General features: G+C 72.8%; 23 protein-coding genes and 1 tRNA gene. 11 read left to right on the forward strand and 13 right to left on the reverse strand.

Features of this window, described 5'->3' with window-relative positions; translation table 11 throughout:
* Window positions 1-40: 40 nt before the first annotated feature.
* The 6 genes from hutH to ACIP9D_RS10845 all read right to left on the reverse strand — a co-directional run bounded on the left by hutH (window position 41) and on the right by ACIP9D_RS10845 (window position 8,057).
* Window positions 41-1,579 (reverse strand): histidine ammonia-lyase, encoded by a 1,539-nt coding sequence (hutH, locus tag ACIP9D_RS10820; RefSeq protein WP_350869278.1) that lies wholly within the window; start codon window positions 1,577-1,579, stop codon window positions 41-43.
* Window positions 1,567-2,799, reverse strand: a complete 1,233-nt coding sequence (gene hutI, locus ACIP9D_RS10825; RefSeq protein ID WP_350869947.1) for an imidazolonepropionase — start codon at window positions 2,797-2,799, stop codon at window positions 1,567-1,569. Before hutI ends, hutH begins: the two co-directional genes overlap by 13 nt.
* Window positions 2,800-2,843: 44 nt before the next feature.
* Window positions 2,844-4,202 carry a formimidoylglutamate deiminase gene (locus ACIP9D_RS10830; protein ID WP_350869280.1) on the reverse strand — a complete coding sequence of 453 codons (1,359 nt, stop codon included), beginning with the start codon at window positions 4,200-4,202 and terminating at the stop codon, window positions 2,844-2,846.
* 82 nt (window positions 4,203-4,284) lie between these two features.
* Window positions 4,285-5,481 carry an allantoate amidohydrolase gene (locus ACIP9D_RS10835; RefSeq protein WP_350869282.1) on the reverse strand — a complete coding sequence of 399 codons (1,197 nt, stop codon included), beginning with the start codon at window positions 5,479-5,481 and terminating at the stop codon, window positions 4,285-4,287.
* Between the two features lie 55 nt (window positions 5,482-5,536).
* Complete coding sequence (hutU, locus tag ACIP9D_RS10840; protein WP_350869284.1) at window positions 5,537-7,192, reverse strand: urocanate hydratase; 1,656 nt, start codon at window positions 7,190-7,192, stop codon at window positions 5,537-5,539.
* A gap of 13 nt (window positions 7,193-7,205) precedes the next feature.
* Window positions 7,206-8,057: a MurR/RpiR family transcriptional regulator gene (locus ACIP9D_RS10845; protein WP_350869286.1), complete on the reverse strand. Its 852-nt coding sequence runs from the start codon at window positions 8,055-8,057 to the stop codon at window positions 7,206-7,208.
* Window positions 8,058-8,204: 147 nt separating this feature from the next.
* On the opposite strand from ACIP9D_RS10845, the gene ACIP9D_RS10850 reads away from it, so the two are divergent.
* The 4 genes from ACIP9D_RS10850 to ACIP9D_RS10865 all read left to right on the forward strand — a co-directional run bounded on the left by ACIP9D_RS10850 (window position 8,205) and on the right by ACIP9D_RS10865 (window position 14,665).
* Window positions 8,205-10,184 carry a hypothetical protein gene (locus ACIP9D_RS10850; protein ID WP_350869289.1) on the forward strand — a complete coding sequence of 660 codons (1,980 nt, stop codon included), beginning with the start codon at window positions 8,205-8,207 and terminating at the stop codon, window positions 10,182-10,184.
* 539 nt (window positions 10,185-10,723) lie between these two features.
* Complete coding sequence (locus tag ACIP9D_RS10855; protein WP_350869291.1) at window positions 10,724-11,674, forward strand: glycosyltransferase; 951 nt, start codon at window positions 10,724-10,726, stop codon at window positions 11,672-11,674.
* A 184-nt stretch (window positions 11,675-11,858) separates the two neighbouring features.
* Entirely contained in the window at window positions 11,859-13,004 is a 1,146-nt protein-coding gene (locus ACIP9D_RS10860) for an endo-1,4-beta-xylanase (RefSeq protein WP_350869294.1), read from the forward strand.
* A 203-nt stretch (window positions 13,005-13,207) separates the two neighbouring features.
* Complete coding sequence (locus ACIP9D_RS10865; protein ID WP_350869949.1) at window positions 13,208-14,665, forward strand: sugar transferase; 1,458 nt, start codon at window positions 13,208-13,210, stop codon at window positions 14,663-14,665.
* A gap of 99 nt (window positions 14,666-14,764) precedes the next feature.
* Here the strand turns inward: ACIP9D_RS10865 and ACIP9D_RS10870 are convergent, their stop codons facing one another.
* Complete coding sequence (locus ACIP9D_RS10870; RefSeq protein WP_350869297.1) at window positions 14,765-15,835, reverse strand: LCP family protein; 1,071 nt, start codon at window positions 15,833-15,835, stop codon at window positions 14,765-14,767.
* Between the two features lie 141 nt (window positions 15,836-15,976).
* On the opposite strand from ACIP9D_RS10870, the gene ACIP9D_RS10875 reads away from it, so the two are divergent.
* The 3 genes from ACIP9D_RS10875 to ACIP9D_RS10885 all read left to right on the forward strand — a co-directional run bounded on the left by ACIP9D_RS10875 (window position 15,977) and on the right by ACIP9D_RS10885 (window position 18,029).
* Window positions 15,977-16,810, forward strand: a complete 834-nt coding sequence (locus tag ACIP9D_RS10875; protein WP_350869300.1) for a class I SAM-dependent methyltransferase — start codon at window positions 15,977-15,979, stop codon at window positions 16,808-16,810.
* 4 nt (window positions 16,811-16,814) lie between these two features.
* Entirely contained in the window at window positions 16,815-17,633 is an 819-nt protein-coding gene (locus tag ACIP9D_RS10880; protein ID WP_350869302.1) for an MOSC domain-containing protein, read from the forward strand.
* A 69-nt stretch (window positions 17,634-17,702) separates the two neighbouring features.
* Entirely contained in the window at window positions 17,703-18,029 is a 327-nt protein-coding gene (locus tag ACIP9D_RS10885) for a hypothetical protein (protein WP_350869304.1), read from the forward strand.
* A gap of 75 nt (window positions 18,030-18,104) precedes the next feature.
* Here the strand turns inward: ACIP9D_RS10885 and ACIP9D_RS10890 are convergent, their stop codons facing one another.
* The 3 genes from ACIP9D_RS10890 to bcp form a co-directional block, all read right to left on the reverse strand.
* Window positions 18,105-18,650, reverse strand: coding sequence for a GNAT family N-acetyltransferase (locus ACIP9D_RS10890; RefSeq protein WP_350869305.1), 546 nt, complete (start codon window positions 18,648-18,650; stop codon window positions 18,105-18,107).
* Between the two features lie 67 nt (window positions 18,651-18,717).
* Window positions 18,718-18,803, reverse strand: a tRNA-Leu gene (locus tag ACIP9D_RS10895).
* Between the two features lie 114 nt (window positions 18,804-18,917).
* Entirely contained in the window at window positions 18,918-19,394 is a 477-nt protein-coding gene (gene bcp, locus ACIP9D_RS10900; protein WP_350869307.1) for a thioredoxin-dependent thiol peroxidase, read from the reverse strand.
* A gap of 161 nt (window positions 19,395-19,555) precedes the next feature.
* Here bcp and ACIP9D_RS10905 point away from each other — a divergent pair, with 161 nt between their 5' ends.
* The 4 genes from ACIP9D_RS10905 to ACIP9D_RS10920 are packed head-to-tail and all read left to right on the forward strand — an operon-like array spanning window position 19,556 to window position 22,264.
* A complete protein-coding gene (locus ACIP9D_RS10905; protein ID WP_350869309.1) occupies window positions 19,556-20,272 on the forward strand; it encodes an energy-coupling factor ABC transporter permease in 717 nt (238 codons plus the stop codon).
* Window positions 20,269-20,718 carry a PDGLE domain-containing protein gene (locus tag ACIP9D_RS10910; protein ID WP_350869311.1) on the forward strand — a complete coding sequence of 150 codons (450 nt, stop codon included), beginning with the start codon at window positions 20,269-20,271 and terminating at the stop codon, window positions 20,716-20,718. The genes ACIP9D_RS10905 and ACIP9D_RS10910 overlap by 4 nt, the downstream gene beginning before the upstream one ends.
* A gap of 5 nt (window positions 20,719-20,723) precedes the next feature.
* Entirely contained in the window at window positions 20,724-21,494 is a 771-nt protein-coding gene (gene cbiQ / locus ACIP9D_RS10915) for a cobalt ECF transporter T component CbiQ (protein WP_350869314.1), read from the forward strand.
* Window positions 21,491-22,264: an ABC transporter ATP-binding protein gene (locus ACIP9D_RS10920; RefSeq protein ID WP_350869316.1), complete on the forward strand. Its 774-nt coding sequence runs from the start codon at window positions 21,491-21,493 to the stop codon at window positions 22,262-22,264. The genes cbiQ and ACIP9D_RS10920 overlap by 4 nt, the downstream gene beginning before the upstream one ends.
* A 9-nt stretch (window positions 22,265-22,273) precedes the next feature.
* Here the strand turns inward: ACIP9D_RS10920 and ACIP9D_RS10925 are convergent, their stop codons facing one another.
* The 3 genes from ACIP9D_RS10925 to ACIP9D_RS10935 are packed head-to-tail and all read right to left on the reverse strand — an operon-like array spanning window position 22,274 to window position 24,577.
* Window positions 22,274-23,347, reverse strand: a complete 1,074-nt coding sequence (locus ACIP9D_RS10925) for a hypothetical protein (protein WP_350869318.1) — start codon at window positions 23,345-23,347, stop codon at window positions 22,274-22,276.
* Window positions 23,344-24,060 (reverse strand): thioredoxin domain-containing protein, encoded by a 717-nt coding sequence (locus ACIP9D_RS10930; protein WP_350869320.1) that lies wholly within the window; start codon window positions 24,058-24,060, stop codon window positions 23,344-23,346. The genes ACIP9D_RS10925 and ACIP9D_RS10930 overlap by 4 nt, the downstream gene beginning before the upstream one ends.
* Entirely contained in the window at window positions 24,053-24,577 is a 525-nt protein-coding gene (locus tag ACIP9D_RS10935) for a MauE/DoxX family redox-associated membrane protein (RefSeq protein WP_350869321.1), read from the reverse strand. Before ACIP9D_RS10935 ends, ACIP9D_RS10930 begins: the two co-directional genes overlap by 8 nt.
* Between the last annotated feature and the right edge of the window lie 5 nt (window positions 24,578-24,582).

Consider the following 24,582-nt stretch of genomic DNA (forward strand, 5'->3'; position numbering starts at 1 on the left):
GGTGGAGCGAGCCCCACCCCTGTGCCGGCTCGGCCGCCGGTCAGGCCAGCGGACCGATCTCGCGTTCGATGGCAGCGCGCAGGTCGGGGCCGGCGAGCACGTCGCGGGCGGCGGCCATCACCGGGGCGAGGAAGGTGTCCGGCCCCGGGTCACCGGCGATGCCGCCGAGGGCGGCGACCGCGGCCTGTCCGGCCGGCGACGGGACCAGTGGCGCGCGCAGCTGCAGGCCGCGTACCCCGGCCAGCAGCTCCACCGCGAGCACGCTGGCCAGGTTGTCCAGCACCGTACGCAGCTTCTTGGTCGCCGCCCAGCCCATCGAGACGTGGTCCTCCTGCATCCCGCTGGTGGGCAGCGAGTCCACCGAGGCGGGCGCGGCCAGCCGGCGGTTCTCCGCGACGATCCCGGCTGCGGTGTACTGGGCGATCATCAGCCCGGAGTTGACGCCGGCGTCGGGCGAGAGGAACGCCGGCAGGTCCCGGCTGCGGGTGACGTCCAGCAGCCGGTCGACCCGCCGTTCGGCGATCGCCCCGACCTCGGCGGCGGCGATGGCCAGGAAGTCGGCGGCGAAACCGAGCGGCGCGCCGTGGAAGTTCCCGGTCGACTCGACCCGGCCGTCCGGCAGCACCACCGGGTTGTCCACCACCGAGACCAGCTCGCGGGCCGCCACCGTACGGGCGAACTCCAGGGTGTCCCGGGCCGCGCCGGCCACCTGCGGGGCGCAGCGCATCGAGTACGCGTCCTGCACCGCGTGCGCCAGGTCGTCCCGGTGCGAGTCCATCACCCGGGAGTCCTGCAGCAGCCGGTGGATGTTCGCCGCCGAAGCCGCCTGGCCCGGGTGCGGCCGGATGGCGTGCAGCTCGGGCAGGAACGGCCGCTCGGAGCCGAGCATCGCCTCGATCGCCAGCGCGGCGGTCACGTCGGCCATGGCGAACAGGTGGGCGGCGTCGTTCAGGGCGAGCAGCAGCATGCCCAGCATGCCGTCGGTGCCGTTGATCAGCGCCAGGCCCTCCTTGGCGGCCAGCTCGATCGGCTTCAGCCCGGCCCCGCGCAGCGCGTCGGCCGCGTCGATCCGCTCACCCGCCGGGCCGAGCACCCAGCCCTCCCCGAGCAGCACCAGCGCGCAGTGCGCCAGCGGCGCCAGGTCGCCGGAGGCGCCGAGCGAGCCGTGCTCCGGCACCCACGGGGTGATCTCGTGGTTGAGCAGGTCGACCAGGGCCTCGGCGACCAGCGGTCGGACGCCGGACCGGCCCAGCGCGAGCGAGCGCACCCGCAGCAGCATCATCGCCCGGACCACCTCGCGCGGCATCGGCGCGCCCACGCCGGCGGCGTGCGAGCGGATCAGCGCGTGCTGGAGTTCGGCCCGCCGCTCCGGCGCGACGAAGGTGTTGGCGAGCGCTCCGAAACCGGTGGAGACGCCGTAGACGGGGCGGCCGGCGGCTTCGATGCCGTCCACGATCGCCCGGCTGGTCGCCATGGCGTCCGTCGCGGCCGGGTCGATCACGACCTTGGCGGTGCCGCGGGCCACGGCGAGCACGTCGGCGGGGGAGACCCCGGTGGGCTGAATGGTCACGATCGACATTGCGGTACTCCGTTTTGCAGGACCTGGCGGATCAGTGGAACCCCGGGCCGGTAGGCCAGGTGCAGGTGGGACGGGGCGTCGAGGACGATCAGGTCGGCCCGGGCGCCGGGGCGCAGCACCCCGACGTCGTCGCGGCGCAGCGCCCGGGCGCCGCCCGCGGTGGCGGCCCAGACGGCCTCCGCCGGGGTCATCCGCATCTCGCGGACGGCGAGGGCGACGCAGAACGCCATCGACGAGGTGTACGACGAGCCGGGGTTGCAGTCGGTGGCCAGGGCCACGGTGACGCCGGCGTCGAGCAGGCGACGCGCGTCCGGGTAGGGCGAGCGGGTGGAGAACTCGGCGCCGGGCAGCAGGGTGGCCACGGTGGACGTGTGCCGCCCGTCGGCGCACATGCAGTCGACCGTGGTCGAGGCGAGCGCGTCGACGTCGGCGTCGCTGAGGTGGGTGCAGTGGTCCACGCTCGCCGCGCCCAGCTCCACGCCGAGCTGAACGCCCGGGCCGGGGCCGAGCTGGTTGGCGTGCACCCGGACGCCGAGCCCGACGGCCTGCCCGCAGGCGAGGATGGCCCGGGCGTGGTCGACGTCGAAGGCGCCCCGCTCGCAGAAGACGTCGATCCAGCGCGCGTGCGGGGCGGCGGCGGCCAGCATCGGCCCGCACACCATGCCGACGTAGTCGTCGGGGCGGTCGGCGTACTCCGCCGGGACGACGTGCGCGCCGAGGAACGTGGTGTCCTCGCTGAACTCGGCGGCGATCCGCAGCGAGCGGGCCTCGTCGGCGACGGTGAGGCCGTACCCGCTCTTGATCTCGATGGTGGTGGTGCCCTGCCGCAGCGCCTCGTCGCGCAACCGCCGAACGTTGGCCCGTAGCTCGTCGTCGGTGGCCGCGCGGGTGGCGCCGACCGTGGTCCGGATGCCGCCGCCGGTGTACGGCTGTCCGGCCATCCGGGCGGCGAACTCGGCGGCCCGGTCGCCGGCGAAGACCAGGTGGGCGTGGCTGTCCACGAACCCGGGCAGCACCGCCGCGCCGTCGGCGTCGATCCGCCGGTCGGCGGCCGGGGCGTCCCGGGCCGGCCCGATCCAGGCCACCTGCCCGTCCTCGACGAGCAGGGCGGCGTGCCGGCGGATGCCCAACGGGCCGCCCGTGCCGCCGTCGGAGTTGGTGACCACCTCGCCGATGTTGTCGACCAGCAGGCTGCCGGTGTTCCGGCCCGCCGGGCGCACCGGGTCGCCCGGCCGGGCCGGCCGCTGGGGGAAGAGGTCCGTGGTCACGACGTCACCGCCGTGATGGCCGCCCGCAGTTCGGCCGGTACGTCGACGGCCACGTGTCGCCCCTCGGCCACCACCGTCCGCCCGTCGACCACGACGTGCGTGACATCGGCGGCGGTGGCCGCGAAGAACACCCCGACCGGCGGCACCCCGGCGGTCCGGGCACTGTCCGGCCGTACCGTGACCAGGTCGGCCCGGTCGCCGACCGAGAGCCGGCCGGCGTCGGTCCAGCCGAGCGCGGCGTGCCCGGCGGCGGACGCCGCGCGCAGCAGGTCGAAGCCGGTGAAGTGGCCGCGCCGGCGGGTGCGCAGCCGCTCGTCCAGCTCCACCGCTCGGGCCTCCTCGAAGAGGTCGATCACCGCATGGCTGTCGCTGCCCAGGCTGAGCGGGATGCCGACGTCGGCCATCCGCCGCGCCGGGCCGATCCCGTCCGCCAGGTCCCGCTCCGTGGTGGGGCAGAGGCAGACACCGGTGCGGCTCTCCCCGAGCAGCGTCAGGTCGCCGCTGGTCGGATGGGTGGCGTGCACGGCGGTGGTGGCCGGGCCGAGCACCTCGTGGTCGGCCAGCAGCCGGGTGGGCGTGCAGCCGTGCGCCGCCCGGCAGGCGTCGTTCTCCGCGGGCTGCTCGGAGAGGTGCACGTGCAGTGGCGCGTCGCGCTCGCGGGCCCAGCGCGCCACCGTGCTCAGCTGCTCGGCGGGGACGGCGCGCACCGAGTGCACCGCCGCGCCGACCCGGACGTGCCCGCCGGTCGGGGAGAACGCGGCCGCCCGTTCGGCCCACCGCACCGCGTCGGAGTCGCCGAAGCGCAGCTGCGGCCCGACCAGCGGGTCGCCGTCCACCGAGGCGGTCAGGTAGCAGGCGTCGAGCACTGTGAGCCGGATGCCGGCCTGGGCGGCCGCCTCGACCAGCGCGGCGCTCATCGCGTTCGGGTCGTCGTAGCGCGTCCCGCCGGGCCCGTGGTGCAGGTAGTGGAACTCGCCCACACAGGTCACCCCGGCCAGCGCCATCTCGGCGTAGGCGGCCCGGGCCAGGGCCAGGTAGGTGTCGGGATCGAGGCGGTCGGCCACCGCGTACATCTGGTCGCGCCAGGTCCAGAAGTCACCCCGGCCGCCGTGGGTACGCCCGCGCAGCGCCCGGTGGAACGCGTGCGAGTGCGCGTTGGCCAGCCCGGGCAGGGTCAGCCCGGGCAGCCGTACCGCGTCGGTCAGCACGTCGACCCCGGCGGTCGGTGAGTCGCCGCCGGTCAGCGGCGTCACCGCGGTGAACCGGCCGTCCGTCGCCTCGATCAGCACGTCGGCCGTCGGCTCGTCGTGGTCGGGCAGCCAGGCGTACTCGGCCAGCCAGCGGGTCGCGGTCATTCCGCGGGCCCCCTCTCGAAACAGCGCGAACGCGGCGATCCGCCGCCGCCCGCCGGTGCCGGGCGGGCCGCGGCGACGGCCGTCAACATGCCAGCTCCGCCAGCACCCGGGCCAGCGCGGTCACCCCGGCGGCGCAGTCATCGTCGCTCGCCGACTCGGCCGGGGAGTGCGACACACCGGTCGGATTGCGGACGAAGAGCATGGCGGTCGGCAGGTGCGCGGCGAGGACGCCGGCGTCGTGTCCGGCTCCGGTCGGCAGCACCGGCGCGTCGAGCAGCCGGGCCAGCCGGTCGGCCAGCCCGCCGTCGAAGGCGACCAGCGGGGTGGCGGACTCCTCGGTCACCGTCATCTCGGTGCCGTCGCGCCGGGCCCGCTCGACGGCCTTGCCGTGCACCGCCTCGACCAGGCCGGCCAGCGTCTCCGGCTCGGCCGCGCGGGCGTCCAGCCAGCCGGTCACCTTCGACGGGATCGCGTTGGTGGCGTTCGGCTCCACCGACACCCGGCCCACAGTGGCGTGCGCGCCGCGCAGCCGGGCCTCCTTGTTCGCCGCCAGCACGGTGAACGCGTACGTCAGCATCGGGTCGCGGCGGTCGGCCATCCGGGTGGTGCCGGCGTGGTTGCCCTCGCCGGTGAAGTCGAAGCGCCAACGCCCGTGCGGCCAGATGGCACTGGCCACCGCCACCGGCGCTGAGGTGTCGGCCAGCGCGCGGCCCTGCTCGACGTGCAGCTCCACGAAGGAGGAGAACCGGCCGAGCAGCTCCGGTCGGGCGCCCGCCGGCGGGTGGCCCAACGCGTCGGCGAAGCTGACCCCGTCGGCGTCCCGCAGCGCCGCCGCCCGCTGCGCCGGCAGTGCGCCGGTGAGCAGCCGGGAACCCAGGCACGGTACGCCGAACCGGGCCCCCTCCTCCTCGACGAACGCGCCGACGACCACCGGCCGGGCCGGGGTGACGCCCGCGGCGCGCAGCTCGTCCAGGGCGAGGAACGCGCTGACGATACCGAGCGGACCGTCGTACGCGCCGCCGTGCGGCACCGAGTCGAAGTGGCTGCCGGTCAGCACCGCGTTCCCGGCGTCCGCCTCGCCCCACCAGGCGAGGAGGTTGCCGTTGCCGTCCTCGGTGACCGGCAGCCCGCGCCGGTCGGCCTGCTCCCGGTACCAGGCCCGCAGTCGCAGCTCCGGCTCGGTCAGCGCGTAGCGCAGGTAGCCGCCGCTGCCGGCGTCCCGCCCGATCGGCGCGATCTCGTCCCAGAGCGCCCGGAACCGGGCGGCGAGGTCGCTCACGCGGTACTCCTCTTGTTCGCGGTGGCGGGGCTCCGCTGCGCTGCACTCCTCGCGCTCACGCGCTTCCCTCGGCCATCGGCACCCGCACGCCGGTCCGCTCGGCCACCTCGCGGGCGGTGTCGTAGCCGGCGTCCACGTGCCGGATCACGCCCATCGCCGGGTCGTTGGTCAGCACCCGCTCGATCTTCTGACCGGCGAGCGCGCTGCCGTCGGCGACGCAGACCTGGCCGGCGTGGATCGACCGGCCCATGCCCACCCCACCGCCGTGGTGGATGGAGACCCAGGACGCGCCGCTGGCCGTGTTGACCAGCGCGTTGAGCAACGGCCAGTCGGCGATCGCGTCGGAGCCGTCGGCCATCGCCTCGGTCTCCCGGTAGGGGCTGGCCACGCTGCCGGTGTCCAGGTGGTCCCGGCCGATCACCACCGGGGCGGAGAGCTCGCCGGAGGCGACCATCTCGTTGAACCGTACGCCGGCCTTGTCCCGCTCGCCGTAGCCCAGCCAGCAGATCCGGGCCGGCAGGCCCTGGAACGCGACCCGCTCCCCGGCCAGCCGGATCCACCGGGCGAGCGACTCGTTCTCCGGGAAGAGCTCCAGGATCGCCCGGTCGGTGGCGGCGATGTCGGCCGGGTCGCCGGAGAGCGCCGCCCACCGGAACGGGCCCTTGCCCTCGCAGAACAGCGGCCGGATGTAGGCCGGCACGAAGCCGGGGAAGTCGAAGGCGCGCTCAAAGCCGCCCAGCTGTGCCTCGCCCCGGATCGAGTTGCCGTAGTCGAAGACCTCCGCGCCGGCGTCGAGGAAGCCGACCATCGCCTCGACGTGCTTCGCCATCGACGCCCGGGACCGGTCGGTGAACTCAGCCGGCTTGGCCGCCGCGTAGTCCCGGGCGTCGGCCAGCTCGACCCCCTCGGGCAGGTACGACAGCGGATCGTGCGCGCTGGTCTGGTCGGTGACGATGTCGATGGCGACGCCCCGGCGCAGCAGCTCCGGGAAGACGGCGGCGGCGTTGCCGACCACGCCGACGCTCAGTGCCCGGCGGTCCCGCTTGGCCGCCAGCGCGCGCTCGACCGCGTCGTCCAGGGAGTCGGCGACCTCGTCGAGGTAGCGGTCGTGCACCCGCCGGTCCAGCCGGCTGCGGTCCACGTCGACGATCAGACAGACGCCGCCGTTCATGGTGACCGCGAGCGGCTGTGCCCCGCCCATTCCGCCGCAGCCGGCGGTGAGCGTCAGCGTCCCGGCCAGTGTGCCGCCGAACCGCTTGGCCGCGACCGCGGCGAAGGTCTCGTAGGTGCCCTGGAGGATGCCCTGGGTGCCGATGTAGATCCAGGAGCCGGCGGTCATCTGCCCGTACATGGTCAGGCCGAGCTGCTCGAGGCGGCGGAACTCCGGCCAGGTGGCCCAGTCGCCGACCAGGTTGGAGTTGGCCAGCAGCACCCGCGGCGCCCACTCGTGGGTGCGCATGACCCCGACCGGTCGACCGGACTGCACCAGCATCGTCTCGTCGTCACGCAGATCGGTGAGGGTACGTACCAGCGCGTGGTAGGACGGCCAGTCGCGGGCCGCCTTGCCGGTGCCGCCGTAGACCACCAGGTCCTCGGGGCGCTCGGCGACCTCCGGGTCCAGGTTGTTCATCAGCATCCGCAGCGCGGCCTCCTGCGGCCAGCCGCGGGCAGTGCGCTCGACGCCGCGGGCGGCGCGGACCGGTTGGGACATCTCGGTTCTCCTCTCAGCCGAGGAACAGCTGTCGGCGGGCGGCGGACGCCTCGAACGCTTCCAGCCGGCGCTGGGTGTCGGCGGGGGCGGCGTCGCAGATCGCCTGGAGCAGCACCATGGCCAGGGTCATCGGGGCGGTGTGCAGGTCGAAGACGAGTTGGGCGCCGACCGCGGCGGGCAGCACCACGTCGGCGTGTTCGGTGGCCGGGCTGACCGGCGAGTCGGTGATCGCCACCACGGTCAACCCGGCGGCGCGTGCGTCGCGCAGCGCGTCCAGGGTCTCCCGGGGGTAGCGGGGCAGTACGAAGGCCAGTACCGCCGAGGCGCCGGCCTCGGCCGCCTGCTCCAGGCGGTCGGTGAGCAGGCTGCCGCCGTCGTCGAGCACCCGGACGTCGGGGTGCACCTTGGCGGCGAAGTAGGCGAAGTACGCGGCCAGCGGCGCGGCGGCGCGCAGGCCGAGCACCGGCAGCGGGCGGCTGGCGGCGAGCTGCCGGCCCGTCTCGGCGATCCGGTCCCGGTCGGCGAGCTGGTCGGTCAGCCGGTCCAGGTTGCCGATCTCGGCGCGGACCGCCTGCTGGAGTTCGTTGCCGGCGTCGGTCGGACCCCCGAGCGCGCCGGCGGTCAGCTCGCGGAGCCGGCGGCGCAGCGCGGGGTAGCCGTCGTGGCCGAGCGCGACCGCGAACCGGGTGACCGAGGGCTGGCTGACCCCGGCGAGCTCGGCCACCTCGGCGGCCGAGAGGTACGCCGCGGCCGGCGCGTGCTGCACCAGACAGTGCGCGATCCGGCGCTGGGTGGGGGTGAGGCGCACCCCGTGGAACAGATCGAGCACCCGCTCGGTGGGCGCGGCGACAGCTCCTTCATTCACACCGTGACTCTATGCATGAAAACTTTCAGAGAGCAACCCCGCCGTGCCGCCGCATCCTCTCGGTGGCTGTCGGTCGGCCGACCGGCGGACGGACTCGTGAGCGTCCCCTCTGTAGGATCCGCACGGCGGTCGAGCAGAGGAGTGCGCATGCAGTCGGTTGGCCCGTACCGGTTCACCCACTTGTTGGGCACCTGCCCCGTGGGCAAGGCCTGGGCCGCGATCGACGGGCAGGGCCGGTTCGTGACGGTGGCGGTGCTGGACGCTGCGGCCGCGAACACACCGGGCTGGCGGGAGAGCTTCGCCGGTACCGCCGACGCCATGTCCCAGACGCCGGGCGGCCAGGCCTTCGCGTACGCCGACTTCTCCGCGGCGGAGCCGTGGGTGGCCTATCCAGCAGAGGTTGGCCCGGGCGCCGAGAAGCTGTTCCGCGCGTTGGGGCAGGAGTACCAGCTGGTACCGACGGACGATCAGGGCGGCACGGAGCCGGTCTCCGGGGTGCCGCAGCAGGTTTCCGGGCCGCCGCAGTCGGTGTCCGGGGTGCCGCAGCAGGTCTCCGCACCACCGCAGTCGGTCTCCGGCGCTCCACATCAGGTCTCCGCGCCACCGCAGCCCGTCTCCGGCGCTCCGCAGCCGACGTCCGGCGGATCGTTCGCACCCTGGGCGCTGCACGCCGGCCCGCTGCCCACCGTGCAGCCCGCGCCGACCCCGCAGCCCGCTGTCGACGCACCCCACTCACCCGCACCGGTGTCCGCCGCTCCTTCGGACCCGCCGTCCTACGACCCGTTCAACGCCCCGGTCCGGCGGATCAAGCCGTCGGAGCCGCCGCGGCGACGTACCGGACTCTGGGCGGGGGTGGCCGCGCTCGTGCTGGTGGCGGCCGTGGGCAGCGGCGTCGGCGTCTGGGCCATCGCCGGCAACGACCAGGCCGATCCGGACCCTCTGCCGACGATCGTCGCCACTGCGGCCCCCACCGCCGAACCGGTCGAGCCGGGGCTGAAGCCGTGGGCGCAGGCCGCCCTCTACAGCCCGGAGGAGCACGCCCTCGCGGTGGCCGCGCCGTCGCTGGTCTTCGTCGAGGCGATCTTCACCGGTTATGTCCGCGACGCCACGACGAATGCCCTGGTACGCCCCACCCCCGTCAGCTTCATCCGCCGATGCAGCGGCTTCCTGGTGAGTTCGAGCGGCCACGCCGTCACCAGCGGCTCCTGCGTCGCGCCGGACGAGGATCACGCCCGGTGGATCGCCGTCGACGCGCTCGCCCGGGTGCTCGTGCAGGAGAAGAAGCTTCCCAGTGAGGAGGTCGCCAACTACATCCGGACCAACCTGCCCAAGGTGCGGTTCACCGGCGCCGAACCGGGCACCAAGCCGGTCAGTGAGGTGTACGGGCAGCTCAACAACGCCAAGGGCAACGTGTCGAAGGAGCCGGCCATCCGGGCCGAGGTCGTTCGGGCCCTGCCCGCGGAGAGTGGCAGCACTGCATTGATCAAGCTTGGCCAGGAGAATCTGCCGGCGGTGGAACTCAACCGGTCGGCGAGCCTCGACCAGGACGCCTCGCTGTTCATCCTCGGCTTCCGAACCACCGACACCGTCTTCCGCAACGCTGTCTACCGTCCCCAGTCGAAGAAGGTGACGGTCACCGGCACGAGCCGGCTCGGCTCGGTCTCGATGTACCGGATCAGCGGAGACCTCGGGACCGTGTCGCACGGTGGTATCGCCCTCGATCCCAGCGGCCGGGTAGCGGGTGTGGTCGACCAGGACCAGGCGCTACCGGACAAGGCGAACCGGGCGGTGGTGCCGGCGTCGACGATCGGCGCACTTCTCGACGAGGCCGGAGTCGCCAACACGCTCGGCGACACCGACAAGATCTACCGCAGCGGGCTGGACGCGTACTTCGGCGGCGACCTGTCAGTCGCTGTCACCCAGTTGGAGAAGGCCGCCAGCGCGGCACCCGCCAACCTGCTCGCGCAGGCGTACCGGCAGAACGCCGCCGAGCGCGAGCGGTTGGACAGCGCGCAGGGGGATGGGTCGGGTCTGGTCCTTCCCCTGCTGGTCGGATCCGGCGTGCTGCTCGTCGGGCTCGTCATTCTGGCCGTGCTGCTCGTCCGTCGGCGATCGCCGACCGGCTGACCGCCGGGTGCCGCGGAGTGGCCGGCCGCCGGCTCGTGATCGGACGATTACACCGGATCGGACACATGGGAATGTAAGCGTAGACATACCCCGGTTGTTCGCCTTCGCCCGTCATTCGCACACCACGAACAACCCGTGCCGCCGTCAAGATCGTATTTTTGGTCAATGTGGATTCCACCGGACGGTGCCAGTTCGGCCGGCTGCTTCGGCGGTATGCCTGACCGGCGCCGCAATAGGTCTCTGACCAGCGAATCCCTGGCTGCATCAGCGATTTCCGGCCCTCATCGTGCTGACTGATAGGTGATGGTGCGGGGGTGTAGCGGTGGCTATACTCCCTGTTGTTGCGCGATGGATCTTCATTGTCGTCGATCAAGGGAACGTTCCTACGAACGCGTCGCTGAAAATGTCGCTGCAAATGGTGGCTTTCATGGGGGTGGCGAAGGTATGGACGTGTTGGATCGCGGAGCCGTGTCGACCGGTGGAGCCGACCTGCCGGGCGGCACCGGTAGCCCATCCGGGCTGCGAAACGGCCTTCGTCCGTGACGAGCCACCCCGCCTACTCGACGCCTTCGCTGCGTGACTCCGCCGGCAGCACGCTCCCGTCCGATCAGGAGCCCCAGCTGTCAAAGATCGACGAGCCCACGGTGCTGATGATGCCGGCCGTCGACGCGTCGACCGTGTCGCTGGTGCGGGCGGCCGAACGGGTCACCCCCGCGATCTCGGTCTGCATCGCCGTCCGGGACCGACCCCAACTGCTGGTGAAGTCCATCCAGAGCGTGCTCGCCAACAGCTTCAGCGATTTCGAGATCGTCGTGGTGGATGACGGATCGGCCGTACCCGCTCGGGACGGGCTGGCCGAGGCGGGCCTGCTGACAGACCGACGGATTCTCGTCGTCCGGCAGGAGCCGACGGGCATCAGCGCCGCGCGCAACGCGGCCCTGCGGGTGGCCCGGGGCAGGACCGTCACCGTGCTCGACTCGGACGACGAACTGGCCCCCGATGGTCTGGCCCGGATCCACGACTTCCTGTCTCGCACGGGCGCCCGCTGGGTCTACACCGACTACGAGGAGTTCGTCGGCGACTCGGCAAGGGTGATCAGGCTTCCGTCCTACCCCGACTCGCGTCGGATGCTCTGGTCCGTGCTGACCCGGCCACGGCTGCCCTTCAAGCACTCCGGCATGTCCATCGACCGCCAGCTGCTGCTTCAACTCGGCGGATATGACGAGCAGATGTCGATCAAAGTGGATGTCGAGCTGGTGCTGCGTGCCCTGAGCACCGGCGTGCACCTGCAACGACTCGACCAGCCGGTCGTCCGGTTCCACCGGCACAGCGGCAACATCAGCCGACGGCGCCTCGCCGGCGTCGCCGCCTGGCGCAAGATGATCAAGAAGTACAGTCGCCCGCGCATTCCGGGACTCGCCCTGTGTATCGTGGCGGTGCGCGCGGCGAGTGAGGTCGGCAAGTGGTTGGTCACCGCCGCCGGGCGGTGATCCGTCGGCTGGCGGCCCGGGCGGCGGAGCGACTCGCCGAGTAGAACCGTCCAACCGCGACCGTCGGGCTCGTTCGTGCTGGCCTCGCTGCTTGGGGATCGTGATGACTGGAGTTGTCCCCGTCGGATCTGCCGTCCGTGCGGCCGATCCCACCAGGGACGTCACTCGGCAGGCGGCAAGGACGGTGGACGACGCGGCGGATCCCGCAGTTGACGCCCGACGTCGACGTCGACAGCACGGCCTGATCCGGCTGGCCGCGCTGACCGTGGTGGCCACCGTCGCGGTCGGCGGGGTGCTCGTCGCCCAGTCACAACGGGGCGAAACGCAGACGTTGCCGTCCGCTTCCCCCTCGCCCTCGCCGTCGTGGTCCGGGCTGCGCGGCCTCGCGTCGCCGAACATGCGGATCGGCTCCGCGGTCGACGGGCGACGGCTCGCCGCCGACCAGCAATATCGCGAGACGCTCGCCGCCAACTTCAACGCGGTGACGGCCGAGAACGTGATGAAGTGGGCGAGCCTCGAGCCCCGACGGGGAGAGTACGACTGGACCGCAGCCGACCGGCTCGTGGAGTTCGCCCACGCGCACGGTCAGGCCGTCTACGGCCACACCCTGGTCTGGCACACCAGCGTTCCGTCCTGGGTGACCGACGACTGGTCAGCCGAGCGTCTTCGCGCGCTGGTGCGGGAGCACATCGTCGCCGTCGTCACCCGCTACCGGGGCAAGGTCTGGGCCTGGGACGTGGTGAACGAGGCGCTGAACGAGGACGGGACTCTGCGGGACAACATCTTCCTGCGCAAACTCGGGCCCGGCTACATCGCCGACGCGTTCCGTTGGGCGTACGAGGCCGACCCCGACGCCCGACTCTTCATCAACGACTACGGGGCGGAGGGCCGGTCCAAGAAGGCGGACGCCCTGCTGGGCTTGGTCCGCGAGCTCCGGGCGCGTGGAGTGCCGGTGCACGGTGTCGGCTTCCAGAGCCACCTGCGTGCCGATCAGGCACCCACCGGCATTGCCGGAAACCTTCAGCGGTTCGCGGATCTGGGTGTGTCGGTAGCCATCACCGAACTCGACGTCCGGGTCAAGCTGCCGGCGACGCCGGAGAAGCTGGTTTCGCAGGCGCTGCTCTACCAGCACATGCTCACGACCTGTCTGGCCGTGTCGACCTGCGAGTCGTTCACGCTCTGGGGGTTCTCCGACGGCAGCAGCTGGATCGGCGCACACTTCCCGGGCTACGGAGCCGCCTGCGTCTACGACGGGGAATTCAGGCCGAAACCCGCCCACGACGCGCTGATGCAGGAGCTTCGGTCGCGCCATCGACAGTCGACGAACTGATCAGACCAGGCCAGGTACGGCCGAATCGCCACTAGGCAGGGCACCGCGCCAGCGCATAGGGTGCTCGTCGCGATCTCCCGTCGGGGGCGATGTGGGAAAGGAAGGTCGTGTCCGCGCACACTCAGTTCCTCCAGGCTGTCGCGCCGCAGGCGACGCCGAGGTTCGACCCCGATTTCGGGGTCATCACACCGCCATCCAACGGTATGCCCCGATCGGCGTTCGGTCGTCCGGTGGCCCCGCGAGCGGTCTGGCGCCGGCGCTACGTGGCCTGGCTGGTCCTGCTCGACGCCCTCGCCGCGCTGGCGGCCAGCCGGACGGTCGTGGTCGCGCTCGACGAGGCCGACGCCGGCTTCTGGGACCAGCAGGTCCTGGGTGGCATCAGCTCGTTCTCGCTGGTGGCCAACGTCGGTGTGCCGCTGGGCTGGCTGGTCATGCTCGCCGCTCTCGGCGCGTACGACCGGCAGGCGCTCGGGCGTGGCACCGAGGAGCTCAAGCGGGTGGTCCGGGCCAACGTGGCGATGGCCGCCGCGGTGTCGTTCCTGGCCCTCGGCTTCAAGAAGGACCTGTCCCGGGCGACCGTCGCCGCGATCATCCTATGCCTGCTGCTCTACGCCCTGGTGGCCCGGTTCGCGGCCCGGGTGGTGCTGCGCCGCATCCGGCGTAGCGGGCGGGCGTCGCAGAAGGTGCTGTTGGTAGGCCGGCTCTCCGACGCGCTCGCGCTGCACGAGGTGGTGACCCGCAACCCGGGCGCCGGGTTCTACCCGATCGGCATCCACCTGCCGAACCACCCGCGGCCGGGGGAGCGGGTGACCGCCCCGGTGCCGGTCTACGTGGGCTGGGACCTGGTGCCGCTGGTGCAGCAGCTCGGCGCGGACACCATCGCCGTGTGCGGTCCGGCCAGCCTGGAGTCGTACGAGCTGCGCAAGCTGGCCTGGCAGATGGAGGGCACCGGGCTGAACCTGGTGGTGGTGCCGCAGGTCACCGACGTCACCGGTCCCCGCATCCACGTCCGCCCGATCGAGGGGCTGCCGCTGCTCAACGTCGAGGAGCCGACCATCTCGGGCCTCTCGCTGCTGACCAAGAGCGTGCTCGACCGGGCCGCCGCGCTGCTCGGACTAGTGCTGCTCAGCCCGGTGCTGCTCGCGATCGCGATCGCCATCAAGTTCGCCGACCCGGGTCCGGTGATGTTCCGGCAAACCCGGATCGGTTACCAGGGCCGCGCGTTCAAGGTGTGGAAGTTCCGGACCATGTACACCGACGCCGAGCAGCGGCTGGAGGCGTTGCGGGGGCAGAACGAGAGCGACGGCCTGCTCTTCAAGATCAAGGACGATCCTCGGGTCACCCCGATCGGCCGGCACCTGCGGGCGCTCTCGCTGGACGAGCTGCCCCAGCTGATCAACGTGGTGTTCGGGCAGATGTCGCTGGTCGGTCCGCGCCCGCTGCCCACCGAGGACGACGACTACCGGGGCGACGTGCGGCGGCGGCTGCTGGTACGCCCCGGCATCACCGGGCTCTGGCAGATCTCCGGCCGCTCCGACCTCACCTGGGACGACGCGGTCCGGCTGGACCTGCACTACGTGGACAACTGGTCGCTCGTCTACGACCTGGGCATCCTCTGGCGGACGGCCAGCGTGGTGCTGGCCCGCCGCGGCGCGTACTGATCGAGCGCCCAACGAGCGACGCGAAACGGGCGGTGGCCTCGTGGCCACCGCCCGTTTCGCGTGTCGGTGTTCGGGCCGTCCGTCGGGCGACCCGGTCGGCTACTTCTTGCCCTGCGCGATGATGTCCGGCACCGCGTCCCGCCGCACCGCCTCGTAGAACGACGGGATCCGCTTCGTGTCGGCGAAGACCACGCTCTCCGAACCGACCGTGCCGGTGCCCTTGGTAGGGCTGGTGAGGAACGTCAGGTTGCTGCCGCGCACCCCGCGCATCTGGTTCGCCATGTCCAGCAGGGACATGTTCTTGTCGACCGAGACCGAGTTCGAGGTGGCCTGCAGGAACGAGTTCAGCTTGCCGGGGTTCGTCAGCAGGCCACCGGAGGACGCCTTGTCCAGGATCGCCTTGATGACCTGCTGCTGGTGCCGGATCCGGGCGAAGTCGCCGTCCGGGAACTGCTTGCGCTGGCGCGAGTAGTCGAGCGCCGTCTCGCCGTCCATCCGCTGCACCCCCTGCTTGAAGGCGCGGAACGGCGGGTGGATCGACGTGAAGTTCTTCTCCACGTTGACGTCGATCCCGCCGAGGGCGTCGATGATCTCCTTGAAACCGGCGAAGTCGATGATGGCGACGTGGTCGATCCGGACGTCGGTGAACTTCTCCACGGTCTGCACCATCAGCGGCACACCGCCCCAGGCGTAGGCGGCGTTGACCTTCGCGTCCCGGCCGCCGTGGTTGCCGTCCTTCGACTTTGGCACCGGCACCCAGGTGTCGCGGGGGATCGAGATCAGCTGCGCGCTCGACCGGTCCTTCGGCAGGTGAGCCAGGATGATGGTGTCGGTCCGGGAACCCTCCGTCCGCTCTGGATCGCGGGTGTCGCTGCCCAGGATCATGATGTTCATCGCGCCCTTGACGACCGGCTGCGGGCGGGCCTCCTCGGGCACGTCCTCGAAGGCGTCGACCCGCTCGATGCCCGACTCCACCGAACGCAGGTAGAGCCCGCCGGCTACCGCGCCACCGGCGCCCAGCAGCGCCACCACCAGCAGACTGATCAGGACTATCCGCCGCCACCGCCGCCGCCGGGGTGGCTGCGCCCCGGTCGGCTCCTGCTCCGGTCCACCGGTCAACCCGTTCGTCTCGTCCGAGCCGGGGTCCGCGGTCTGCTCTCGACGTGGCATGGGCGCGATGCTACTGATTCAGATTCCGGCTCGCGTACCCTCGTCCGGCCAGGACCGCGCACCGGTCGGCCGCCGTCGTCGCGCATATCGAACATGAGCATTTTCAGCCATCGGCCAGCTTCAGCTGGTATGAACCAACCCGTGGATGCAACGAAGCTCCGGCGGGCGATCGCCCGTACCCCCCTCGCCCCCGTTGCCGCCTTCCCCAAGCGGCTGGCCCGGGTCGCCCGCCACGACGCCAAGGTGCTGCGCACCTCGGCCCGCTGGCTGGTCACCTCCCGGGAGCACCACAACTACACGTACGAGCTGACCAAGCTCAGCCGCCACCACCTGGCCTGGTTTGTCAGCGTCGTCTGCGACCTGCCGGTGAAGCAGGTCCGCGGCTACCTCGCCGAGATCGAGTCCGACGACGTGCTGCGCCGGCACATCGAACAGGCCACCGCCGGCGCCGCCCGCCGTGGCCTCGCCGACAAGCAGGTCCGATACGCCCGCCGGATCGGTTGGTACGCCATCGTCCGGGCCACCCGTCCGTCGCATGTGGTCGAGACCGGAGTGGACAAGGGACTCGGCAGTTGCGTACTCGCCTCGGCCCTGCTGCGCAACGCCGAGGAGGGGCACCCTGGGCGGCTCACCTCGCTGGACATCAACCCCGAGGCGGGCTACCTGGCCCGCGCCACGCCCTGGTCGGAGGTGGTCGACCTCGTGATCGGCGACTCCATCGCCTCGATCGCCGCGCTCGACCGACCGGTCGACCTCTTCCTGCACGACAGCGACCACAGCCGGGCTCACGAGAAGCGCGAGTTCGAGGCGGTGGAGCCGAAGCTCGCCCCGGGCGCGATGCTGCTCACCGACAACGTCACGGCCACCAACGTCCTCGCCGAGCACGCCGAGCGGACCGGCCGACGGTTCCTCGCCTACCGGGAGACCCCGGCCAACCACTGGTACCCCGGGGACGGCATCGGCGTGGCATGGTAGCCGCGTGCGGCTGAAGGCGATTTCCACGTACCCGGTCAAGGGTTGTCACCGGCTCGACCACGACGGCGCGGTCGTGCAGCCGTGGGGGCTCGCCGGCGACCGGCGCTGGATGGTGGTCGACGCCGACGGCGTCGGCGTCACCCAACGGGAGACCACCCGGCTGGTCGGGCTGCGCGCGACGCCCCGCGACGGCGGTCTGCTGCTGCGCGCCGACGGGCAGCCCGACCTCGACGTGCCCGAGCCGGCCGACGGCGAGCCGGTCCTGGCGCGCACGTTCCGCAGCCGCAAGCTCCCCGTTCCCGCGCTGCCCGCCGGGCCGGCGGCGGACGACTGGTTGAGCGCGTTGCTCGGCCGGCCGGTCCGGCTGGTCTGGCTGGCCCAGCCCGCTCGGCATATCGCCGCCGACGAGCGCGCGCACGACACGGGCGACCAGGTCAGCTTCGCCGACGCCTACCCGCTGCTGCTGGCCAACGCCGCGTCGCTGACCGCCCTGAACGACTGGCTCGTCGAGGCCGGCGAGGAATCGGTGCCGATGAGCCGGTTCCGCCCCAACCTGGTCGTCGAGGGCGCGCCGGCGTGGGCCGAGGACGGTTGGGAGGGCGGGTCGCTGCGGATCGGCGGCGTCCAGTTCCGGGCCGCCGGGTCGTGCGACCGCTGCGTGGTGACCACCACCGACCAGGAGACCGGGGTACGGGGCCGGGAGCCGCTGCGCACGCTGGCCCGGTACCGCAACGTCCGGCAGAAGCTCCTCTTCGGACTGCACCTCGTCCCGGTGCGGACCGGCCGGCTGGCGGTGGGCGATCCGGTGACCGTCGACGGCTGACCTGGTCGGCCTTGTGTCCCGCGACCTGCGGATCGATGATGGTCTCAACATCGAGCCGGAGGTGGCGACATGACAGTGCTGCATCAGCCTCGGGTGGCCTGGGACACCGCCCGGGTGTTCGTCGGTTCGGTCCACGACGACGACCTGTTCAACGTGCTCAGCGCGGAGGTCGGCGAACTGTTCGGCCCGGCCTGGCAGGCGCAGCTCGGCCAGACGCGCGAGCGGCTGCGCTGGGCGGCCGATCAGCAGCCCGGCCTGGTCGAGGCCGGGCTGTGGCGGGTCCGGTTGGAGGAGAAGCTCCGCGGCCGGCCCGAGCTGGCGGAGCCGCTGCGCTCGCTGACCACGGTCGCCGCCGGCCGGCTGCGGCAGCGCGCCATTGGGTCGACGCTCTCTTGAGCTGACCACCCAGCGCCTACCGCCGCGACGCCGGCCCGGGCCCGGCCGCGGCTACGGCCGGTTGCCCGGCTTCGGTCAGGGCCGGTCGGCGGCAGCCGTGGCGGGGACGAGGTCGAGCCACATGAGGACCTCGTCGCGGTCGTCGCCGGGGCCGACCCGCAGCGCGCCGGGCAGCCGGCCGACCTCCCGGTAGCCGAGCCGCTGGTAGAAGTTCTCCAGCCCCAGTCCGCCGCGCAGGGTGACGTGCAGCGCCGTCAGACCCAGCTCCCGGCCCAGGCGCTCGGCCTCGCGCATCAGCGCGAGCCCGTACCCCTTGCCCTGCGTGTCCGGGTGGACCATCACCCGCTTGAGCACGCACCAGTGCGCCTTGAGGTTGAACCGGTTGTCGGTGAGGATCAGCGCGGCGACGAGCTGATCGCCCGCGTAGCCGAGGAGCAGTCGGTCCGGGCCGTCGGAGATCGCGGCGAACGCCGGGCCCGCGAGGGTACGGACGTCGTCGGTCGTGACCGGTGGCACGAAGCCGACCGCCCCGCCGGCGTTGGAGACGTCCGTCCAGAGCGCGACGATCCGTTCGCGCAGCTCGGGAGTCAGGGCGGGGTCGAGGACGAAACGCAAACTCACGCCCGCCATCCTGTTACGGCAGCAGCCGTGCTGACCCGCGATAGTGACCCTCGTGACAGGGCTGCTGTGGTGCGGGAGGGGGGATTCGAACCCCCACGTCCTTTCGGACAATAGGACCTAAACCTACCGCGGCTGCCATTACGCCACTCCCGCCGACCCGCTGAGTCTAGAGCGTCGGCCCACGGCGGTCGCGGGGCCGGCGTCCCGTCTCAGGGGCGTACCGGTGTCGGGCCAGGCGCCGACTTGTGCCGGCCCGGTGCGGTGGGGTCAGTCGAGGCCCAGGTCGCGGCGGAGCTTGGCGACGTGCCCGGTGGCCTTGACGTTGTAGAGCGCGCGCTCGATCTTTCCGTCCGGGTCGATGACGAAGGTCGAGCGGATCACCCCGGTCACCGTCTTGCCGTAGAGCTGCTTTTCGCCGTACGCGCCGTAGGCGGTGAGCACGGCCTTGTCCGGGTCCGAGACGAGCGGGAAGGTGATGGCGTCCCGCTCGCGGAACTTGGCCAGCTTCTCCGGCTTGTCCGGCGAGATGCCGACCACCTCGTAGCCGGCGGCCTGGAGCGAGGCGAGCGAGTCGCGGAAGTCGCAGGCCTGCTTGGTGCAGCCGGGGGTCATCGCCGCCGGGTAGGCGTAGAGGATGACCGTGCGGCCGCGCAGGTCGGCCAGGGAGAGCGTGGCGCCGGTGTCGGTCGGGAGGCTGAACTCGGGGGCCGGGTCACCGGGGGAGAGGCGGTCGGGAGCGGTCATGGCCCGACCCTACCGCCGGTGGTGGTCGACGGGCCGGCCCCGGCACGCGGTGGGTCCGTGATCAACACCATGGCTTAATGCCAACTCTTTGCAAGAGAAAGGTTCGGGAAATAGTCTGAGCCCGCCGGCGCGGAGGGCCCCGCCGACGCGTGGGAGGTCGCGTGGAAACCCTGGCGATGCACATCTCGAACGGGATCATCAACGGTCCCGTGGCCGCGGTCTTCGCGGCGCTCGCACTGGCCGCCCTGACCATCTGTGTGCTTCGCGGCCGGCGGGACCTGGACGACCGGCTCGCTCCGATGGCCGGCCTGGTCGCCGCGTTCATCTTCGCCGTGCAGATGCTCAACTTCCCGATCTTCACCGCCGGGGTGAGCGGTCACCTGCTCGGCGGTGCGCTCGCCGCGATGCTGGTCGGCCCCTGGGTCGGCGCGCTCTGCGTGGCGGTGGTGCTGGTCGTGCAGGCGCTCGTCTTCGGTGACGGGGGCGTGGCGATGCTCGGCCTGAACATCACCAACATGGCGCTGATCGGCACCGCCGCGGCGTACCTGCTGATCGCGCTGCTGCTGCGGGTGCTGCCCCGCACGCCCGGCGGCCTCGCGGTGACCGCCTTCGTCTCCGCCGTGCTCAGCGTGCTGGTCGCGTCGCAGGGCTTCGTCCTGCAGTACTGGCTGGGCGGCACCACCGACCTGGGCGGCAACCTGGCCGGCCTGGCCGGCACGATGGCGGGCGCGCACCTGCTGATCGGCATCGGCGAGGGCCTGATCACCGCGACCACGGTGGTCACCGTCGCCAAGGTCCGCCCCGATCTCGTCTACGCGCTGCGCGGGCTCCGCCCGGTCGCCGCGCCCGCCGTCCCGGCCGTCGGAGGTGCCCGGTGAACAAGCGTCCCTGGATGTTCGTCGTCGGCGGCCTCCTGGTCGCGCTGCTGCTCGCCGGCGTGGTGAGCAACTACGCCTCGTCCCACCCGGACGGCCTCGACTCCTCTCTGCTCAAGGGCTGCACCGTCGACGCCGATGACAACATCACCGGCGGCAGCTGCCCGGCGCAGCAGGCCAAGGATCACGAGCTGGCCGACAGTCCGCTCGCCGACTACGGCGTACGCGGCATCGACAACGCGTTCCTCTCCACCGGGCTCTCCGGGGTCCTCGGCGTGCTGCTCACCTTCGCGGTGGGGGCCGGCGCCTTCTGGCTGCTCCGCCGCCGCACTCCCGGCACCGGCGCGGCGGCCGGCACCGGCGCGACAGCCGGTGGCGACGACCCGACGGCGCCGGCGGCCACCGGGGCGGCGGCCGGCGCGGCCGGCGGCTCCGCCGACCGGAGCTGACGACGATGGGAGCCGGGCACGGGCACGTGCTGTACCGAGAGAGCCGCTCGCCCGTGCACCGGCTCCCACCCGAGGTCAAGATCGTGGCGATGGTGGTCTTCACCATCGCGGTGGTGGCCACCCCGCGTGAGGCGTTCTGGGCCTTCGGCGGGTACGCCCTGTTGGTGGCGGCGGTCGCGGCGCTGGCCCGGGTGGGCTCGCGCTGGCTGCTCAGCCGGGCGCTGATCGAGCTGCCGTTCCTGCTCTTCGCGGTCGCGCTGCCGTTCCTCGGCGCCGGGGAGCGGGTCGAGGTGGCCGGCCTGCACCTCTCGGTGGACGGCCTCTACGGCAGCTGGAACATCGTGGCGAAGGGCACCCTCGGGGTGCTCGTCTCGCTGCTGCTCGCCGCGACGACCACCACCCGGGACCTGATCGTCGGCCTGGACCGGCTGCGCTGCCCACAGGTGCTCACCCAGATCGCCACCTTCATGCTGCGCTACCTCGACGTGCTGGTCGGCGAGGCCCGGCGGATGCGGGTGGCCCGGATCTCCCGGGGCGACGACCCGCGTTTCCTCTGGCAGCTGCGCGGCTTCGCGGCCGGCGTCGGCGCGCTCTTCCTGCGGGCCTTCGAGCGCGGCGAGCGGGTCTACCTGGCGATGCTCTCCCGTGGCTACTCCGGTCGGATGCCCGCGGTCTGGCAGGGCGCCGGCGCGGCCACCACCGGGCAGTGGCTGGTCGCGGCCACCGTGCCGGCCCTGGCGACCGCCATCGCCGCCACCGCGGTCGTGCTGGGATGATCGGCGACGTGCAGTCGACAGCTCCCAGCCTGGACGTCACCGGGGTCCGCTACGCCTACCCGGACGGCCACCACGCCCTGCACGGGGTGGACCTCACCGTTCCGCGCGGCGGGCGGGTGGCCCTGCTCGGCCCGAACGGCGCCGGCAAGACCACGCTGGTGCTGCACCTCAACGGCATCCTCACGCCGACCGAGGGGAGCGTGAGCGTCGGCGGGCTGACCGTCACCCCGGACCGGGCGACGCTGGCCGAGGTGCGGCGCCGGGTGGGCATCGTCTTCCAGGACCCGGACGACCAGCTCTTCCTGCCCACGGTCGCCGAGGACGTGGCGTTCGGCCCGGCGAACCTCGGGCTGCGTGGCGCGGAACTGGCCGCCCGGGTCGACGAGGCGCTCGCCGCGGTCGGGATGTCCGCGCACCGGGACCGGGCCCCGCACCACCTCTCGTTCGGGCAGCGCCGGCGGGTGGCGGTGGCCACCGTGCTCGCCATGCACCCGGAGATCCTGGTGCTCGACGAGCCGTCGTCGAACCTCGACCCGGCCGCCCGGCGCGAGCTGGCCGGGATCCTGCGCGATCTGCCGGTGACCCTGCTGATGGTGACTCACGACCTGCCGTACGCGGCAGAGCTCTGCGACCGCTCGGTGATCCTCGACGGCGGCCGGATCGTCGCCGACGCCCCCACCGTGGACCTGCTCGCCGACGCCGACCTGCTGGCCCGGCACCGCCTCGAACTTCCCTACGGCTTCGACCCCCGGGCGGTGGCCGGGCGCTGACCGCGCCGTTCAGACCCGGGTGGTCGCGGGGGTGCGGGCGGCGTGCAGGCGCAGGACGCCGGCGGCGGTGGCGCCCGCACCGGCGATGAGGACGATCGCGACCAGCACCCGGGCCGACGTGGCGGGCCACGGCACCGGCGCGACCGAGCGGGCGAAGACGGCGGCGTTTGCCACCCCGGCGAAGAGCGCCAGGCAGGCGCCGGCCAGTGCCACGGCGAAATCGGCGGCGGGTCGGCGGGCCAGCGCGTAGCCACCCGCCACGATCGCGCCGAGGCCGGTGAGCAGCGCCCAGATCTGCCCGCCGAGCAGCCCCAGCAGCACCCCGCCCACCCCCTGCGCGCCGGCGTCCAGCTCCCGGCCCACCGTGTAGACCACCGCTGCCGTGCCTCCGGCGACGAGCAGCGCGCCGAGTCCGGCGAGCGCCCGGGCGCCGGGCACCGACCCGGCGGCCAGCAACCCGACCGCGCCGACGGCGAGCAGGCCGACCGTGGCGATCGCCCACCAGGTGTACGCGTCCGGCGGCGGCACCCAGTCCAGGGCGCCGCGGATCTCCACCGGGTCGGCACCGTCGCGCAGCGGGACCGCCCAGTCCCGGATCCGGTGCTCCCGCTCGGGGGCGGCCCGGACCGCGCTGGGCGGGGCGGACTCCCGGTACAGCGCGCGCTGGTCGTGCCAGCGCACGCTCGGTCCGTCGGCCACCCGCCGCCAGGACGGCGCCGCAGCCGGGTCGGCCTCCGGTGGCAGCGTGGTCTCCCCGGCGATGGTGCGGTTGAGGTACGTGGCGGGGGAGTGCGCGTTCTCGAACACCCCGTCCGGGCCGATCCGCAGGTACGGCTCGCCGGAGTAGCCGATCACCTCGACCGGCCGCCCGGTGCGGTTGGTCAGCTCCAGCCGTGCGCCCGCCTCGACCACCCGGACGCTCACCCCGTACCGGGCGGGAGTGATCCCGCTCACCGTGGTGCGGTAGTCGGTGCCGTCCGGCGCGTCGGCGCCGTGCGCGGCGGCCGGAGTGGCGGTCGCGAGGGTGGCGGTGAGCACGCCCGCGGCCACCAGACCGGCGCGGGTCAGCAGGGTGCGGATCACTTGCCGGCCGCCGCCACCGCTGCCCTGATCGCCTCCGGGCTGGGGTTGCTCACCTGCTCACCGTCGATGATCACCGTGGGGGTGCCGGTGATGTTGTTCCGGCTCGCCTCCTCGGTGACGTGCTCGGTCCACGGCTTGAAGGTGCCCTCGCGTACGCAGTTGCCGAACCCGTCGCGGTCCAGTCCGACACCGGCGCCGATGTCGATCAGCTGGTCGTCGGTGAGCCCGGCGCTGCCCTCCGGTGGTTGCTGCTCGAAGAGGGCCTTCGCGTACTCCCGGAACTTGCCGCCCTCGGCGGCGCAGCCGGAGGCGGCCGACGACCGGGTGGAGTACTCGGTGCTGGAGAAACGGTTGAGGTAGGCCACCGGGTGGTAGACCACCCGGATCTTCCCCTCGCTGATCAGCTGGTCGATGGTGGCCCCGCTGGTCTGGTCGAACTGCTTACAGACCGGGCAGAGGAAGTCCTCGTAGATGTCGACGGTCACCGGCCCGGAGCCGGCCACCACCCCGGTGCCGTTCTCGGCGGACCCGGTGGGCGGGGTGAAATCGTCCGACCGCTGGCTGGACCAGACGCTCCAGCCGATCAGGCCGGCGATCACCAGCACGACCACCGCCGCGGCCGACACCCAGATCGTCCGCCTGCGCCGCCGCTCCCGGGCCAGCTGCTGCCGGACCACCTGGGCAGCGCCCTTCTGCCCCTTGCGACTACTCATCCTCGTCCTCCACGACGGGTTCGCCCGTCAACCAGCCGTCCACCGAGACGGGCGTGCGGGGCCAGATCAAAAGGAATGCCGCCAACACCAGGAATCCCAGGTCCCGGAGGATCTCCGGGAGGTAGCTCGGTGCCTGCCCCTCGGCGAGCTGCCCGCCGCTGCCGAAGCACCCGCAGTCGATGGCGAGGCCGCGGGCCCAGGCCGAGGCGATGCCGGCGATGAAGACCACCAGCAGCGCCGCCGAGACGCCCGCGCTGAGCCGGGTGGCCAGGCCGAGCAGCAGGAGCACCCCCAGCGCCAGCTCGACGAAGGGCAGCGCCGCGCCGACCACCGTCGACACGTCGTACGGCAGGAGCTGGTAGGCGTTCACCGCGCGGCCGGAGGCGGCCAGGTCGTCGACCTTCGACGCCCCGGCGAGCAGCCAGACGGCGGCCAGGCCCAGCCGGGCGGCGACGCCGAGCCAGGGGCGGACGGCGGGCCAGCCGGCGGCCCGGATGCGGGGTGTTGTCACGGTCATTGGTC

The organism is Micromonospora sp. NPDC093243 (assembly GCF_044753725.1).
GTDB lineage: Bacteria > Actinomycetota > Actinomycetes > Mycobacteriales > Micromonosporaceae > Micromonospora.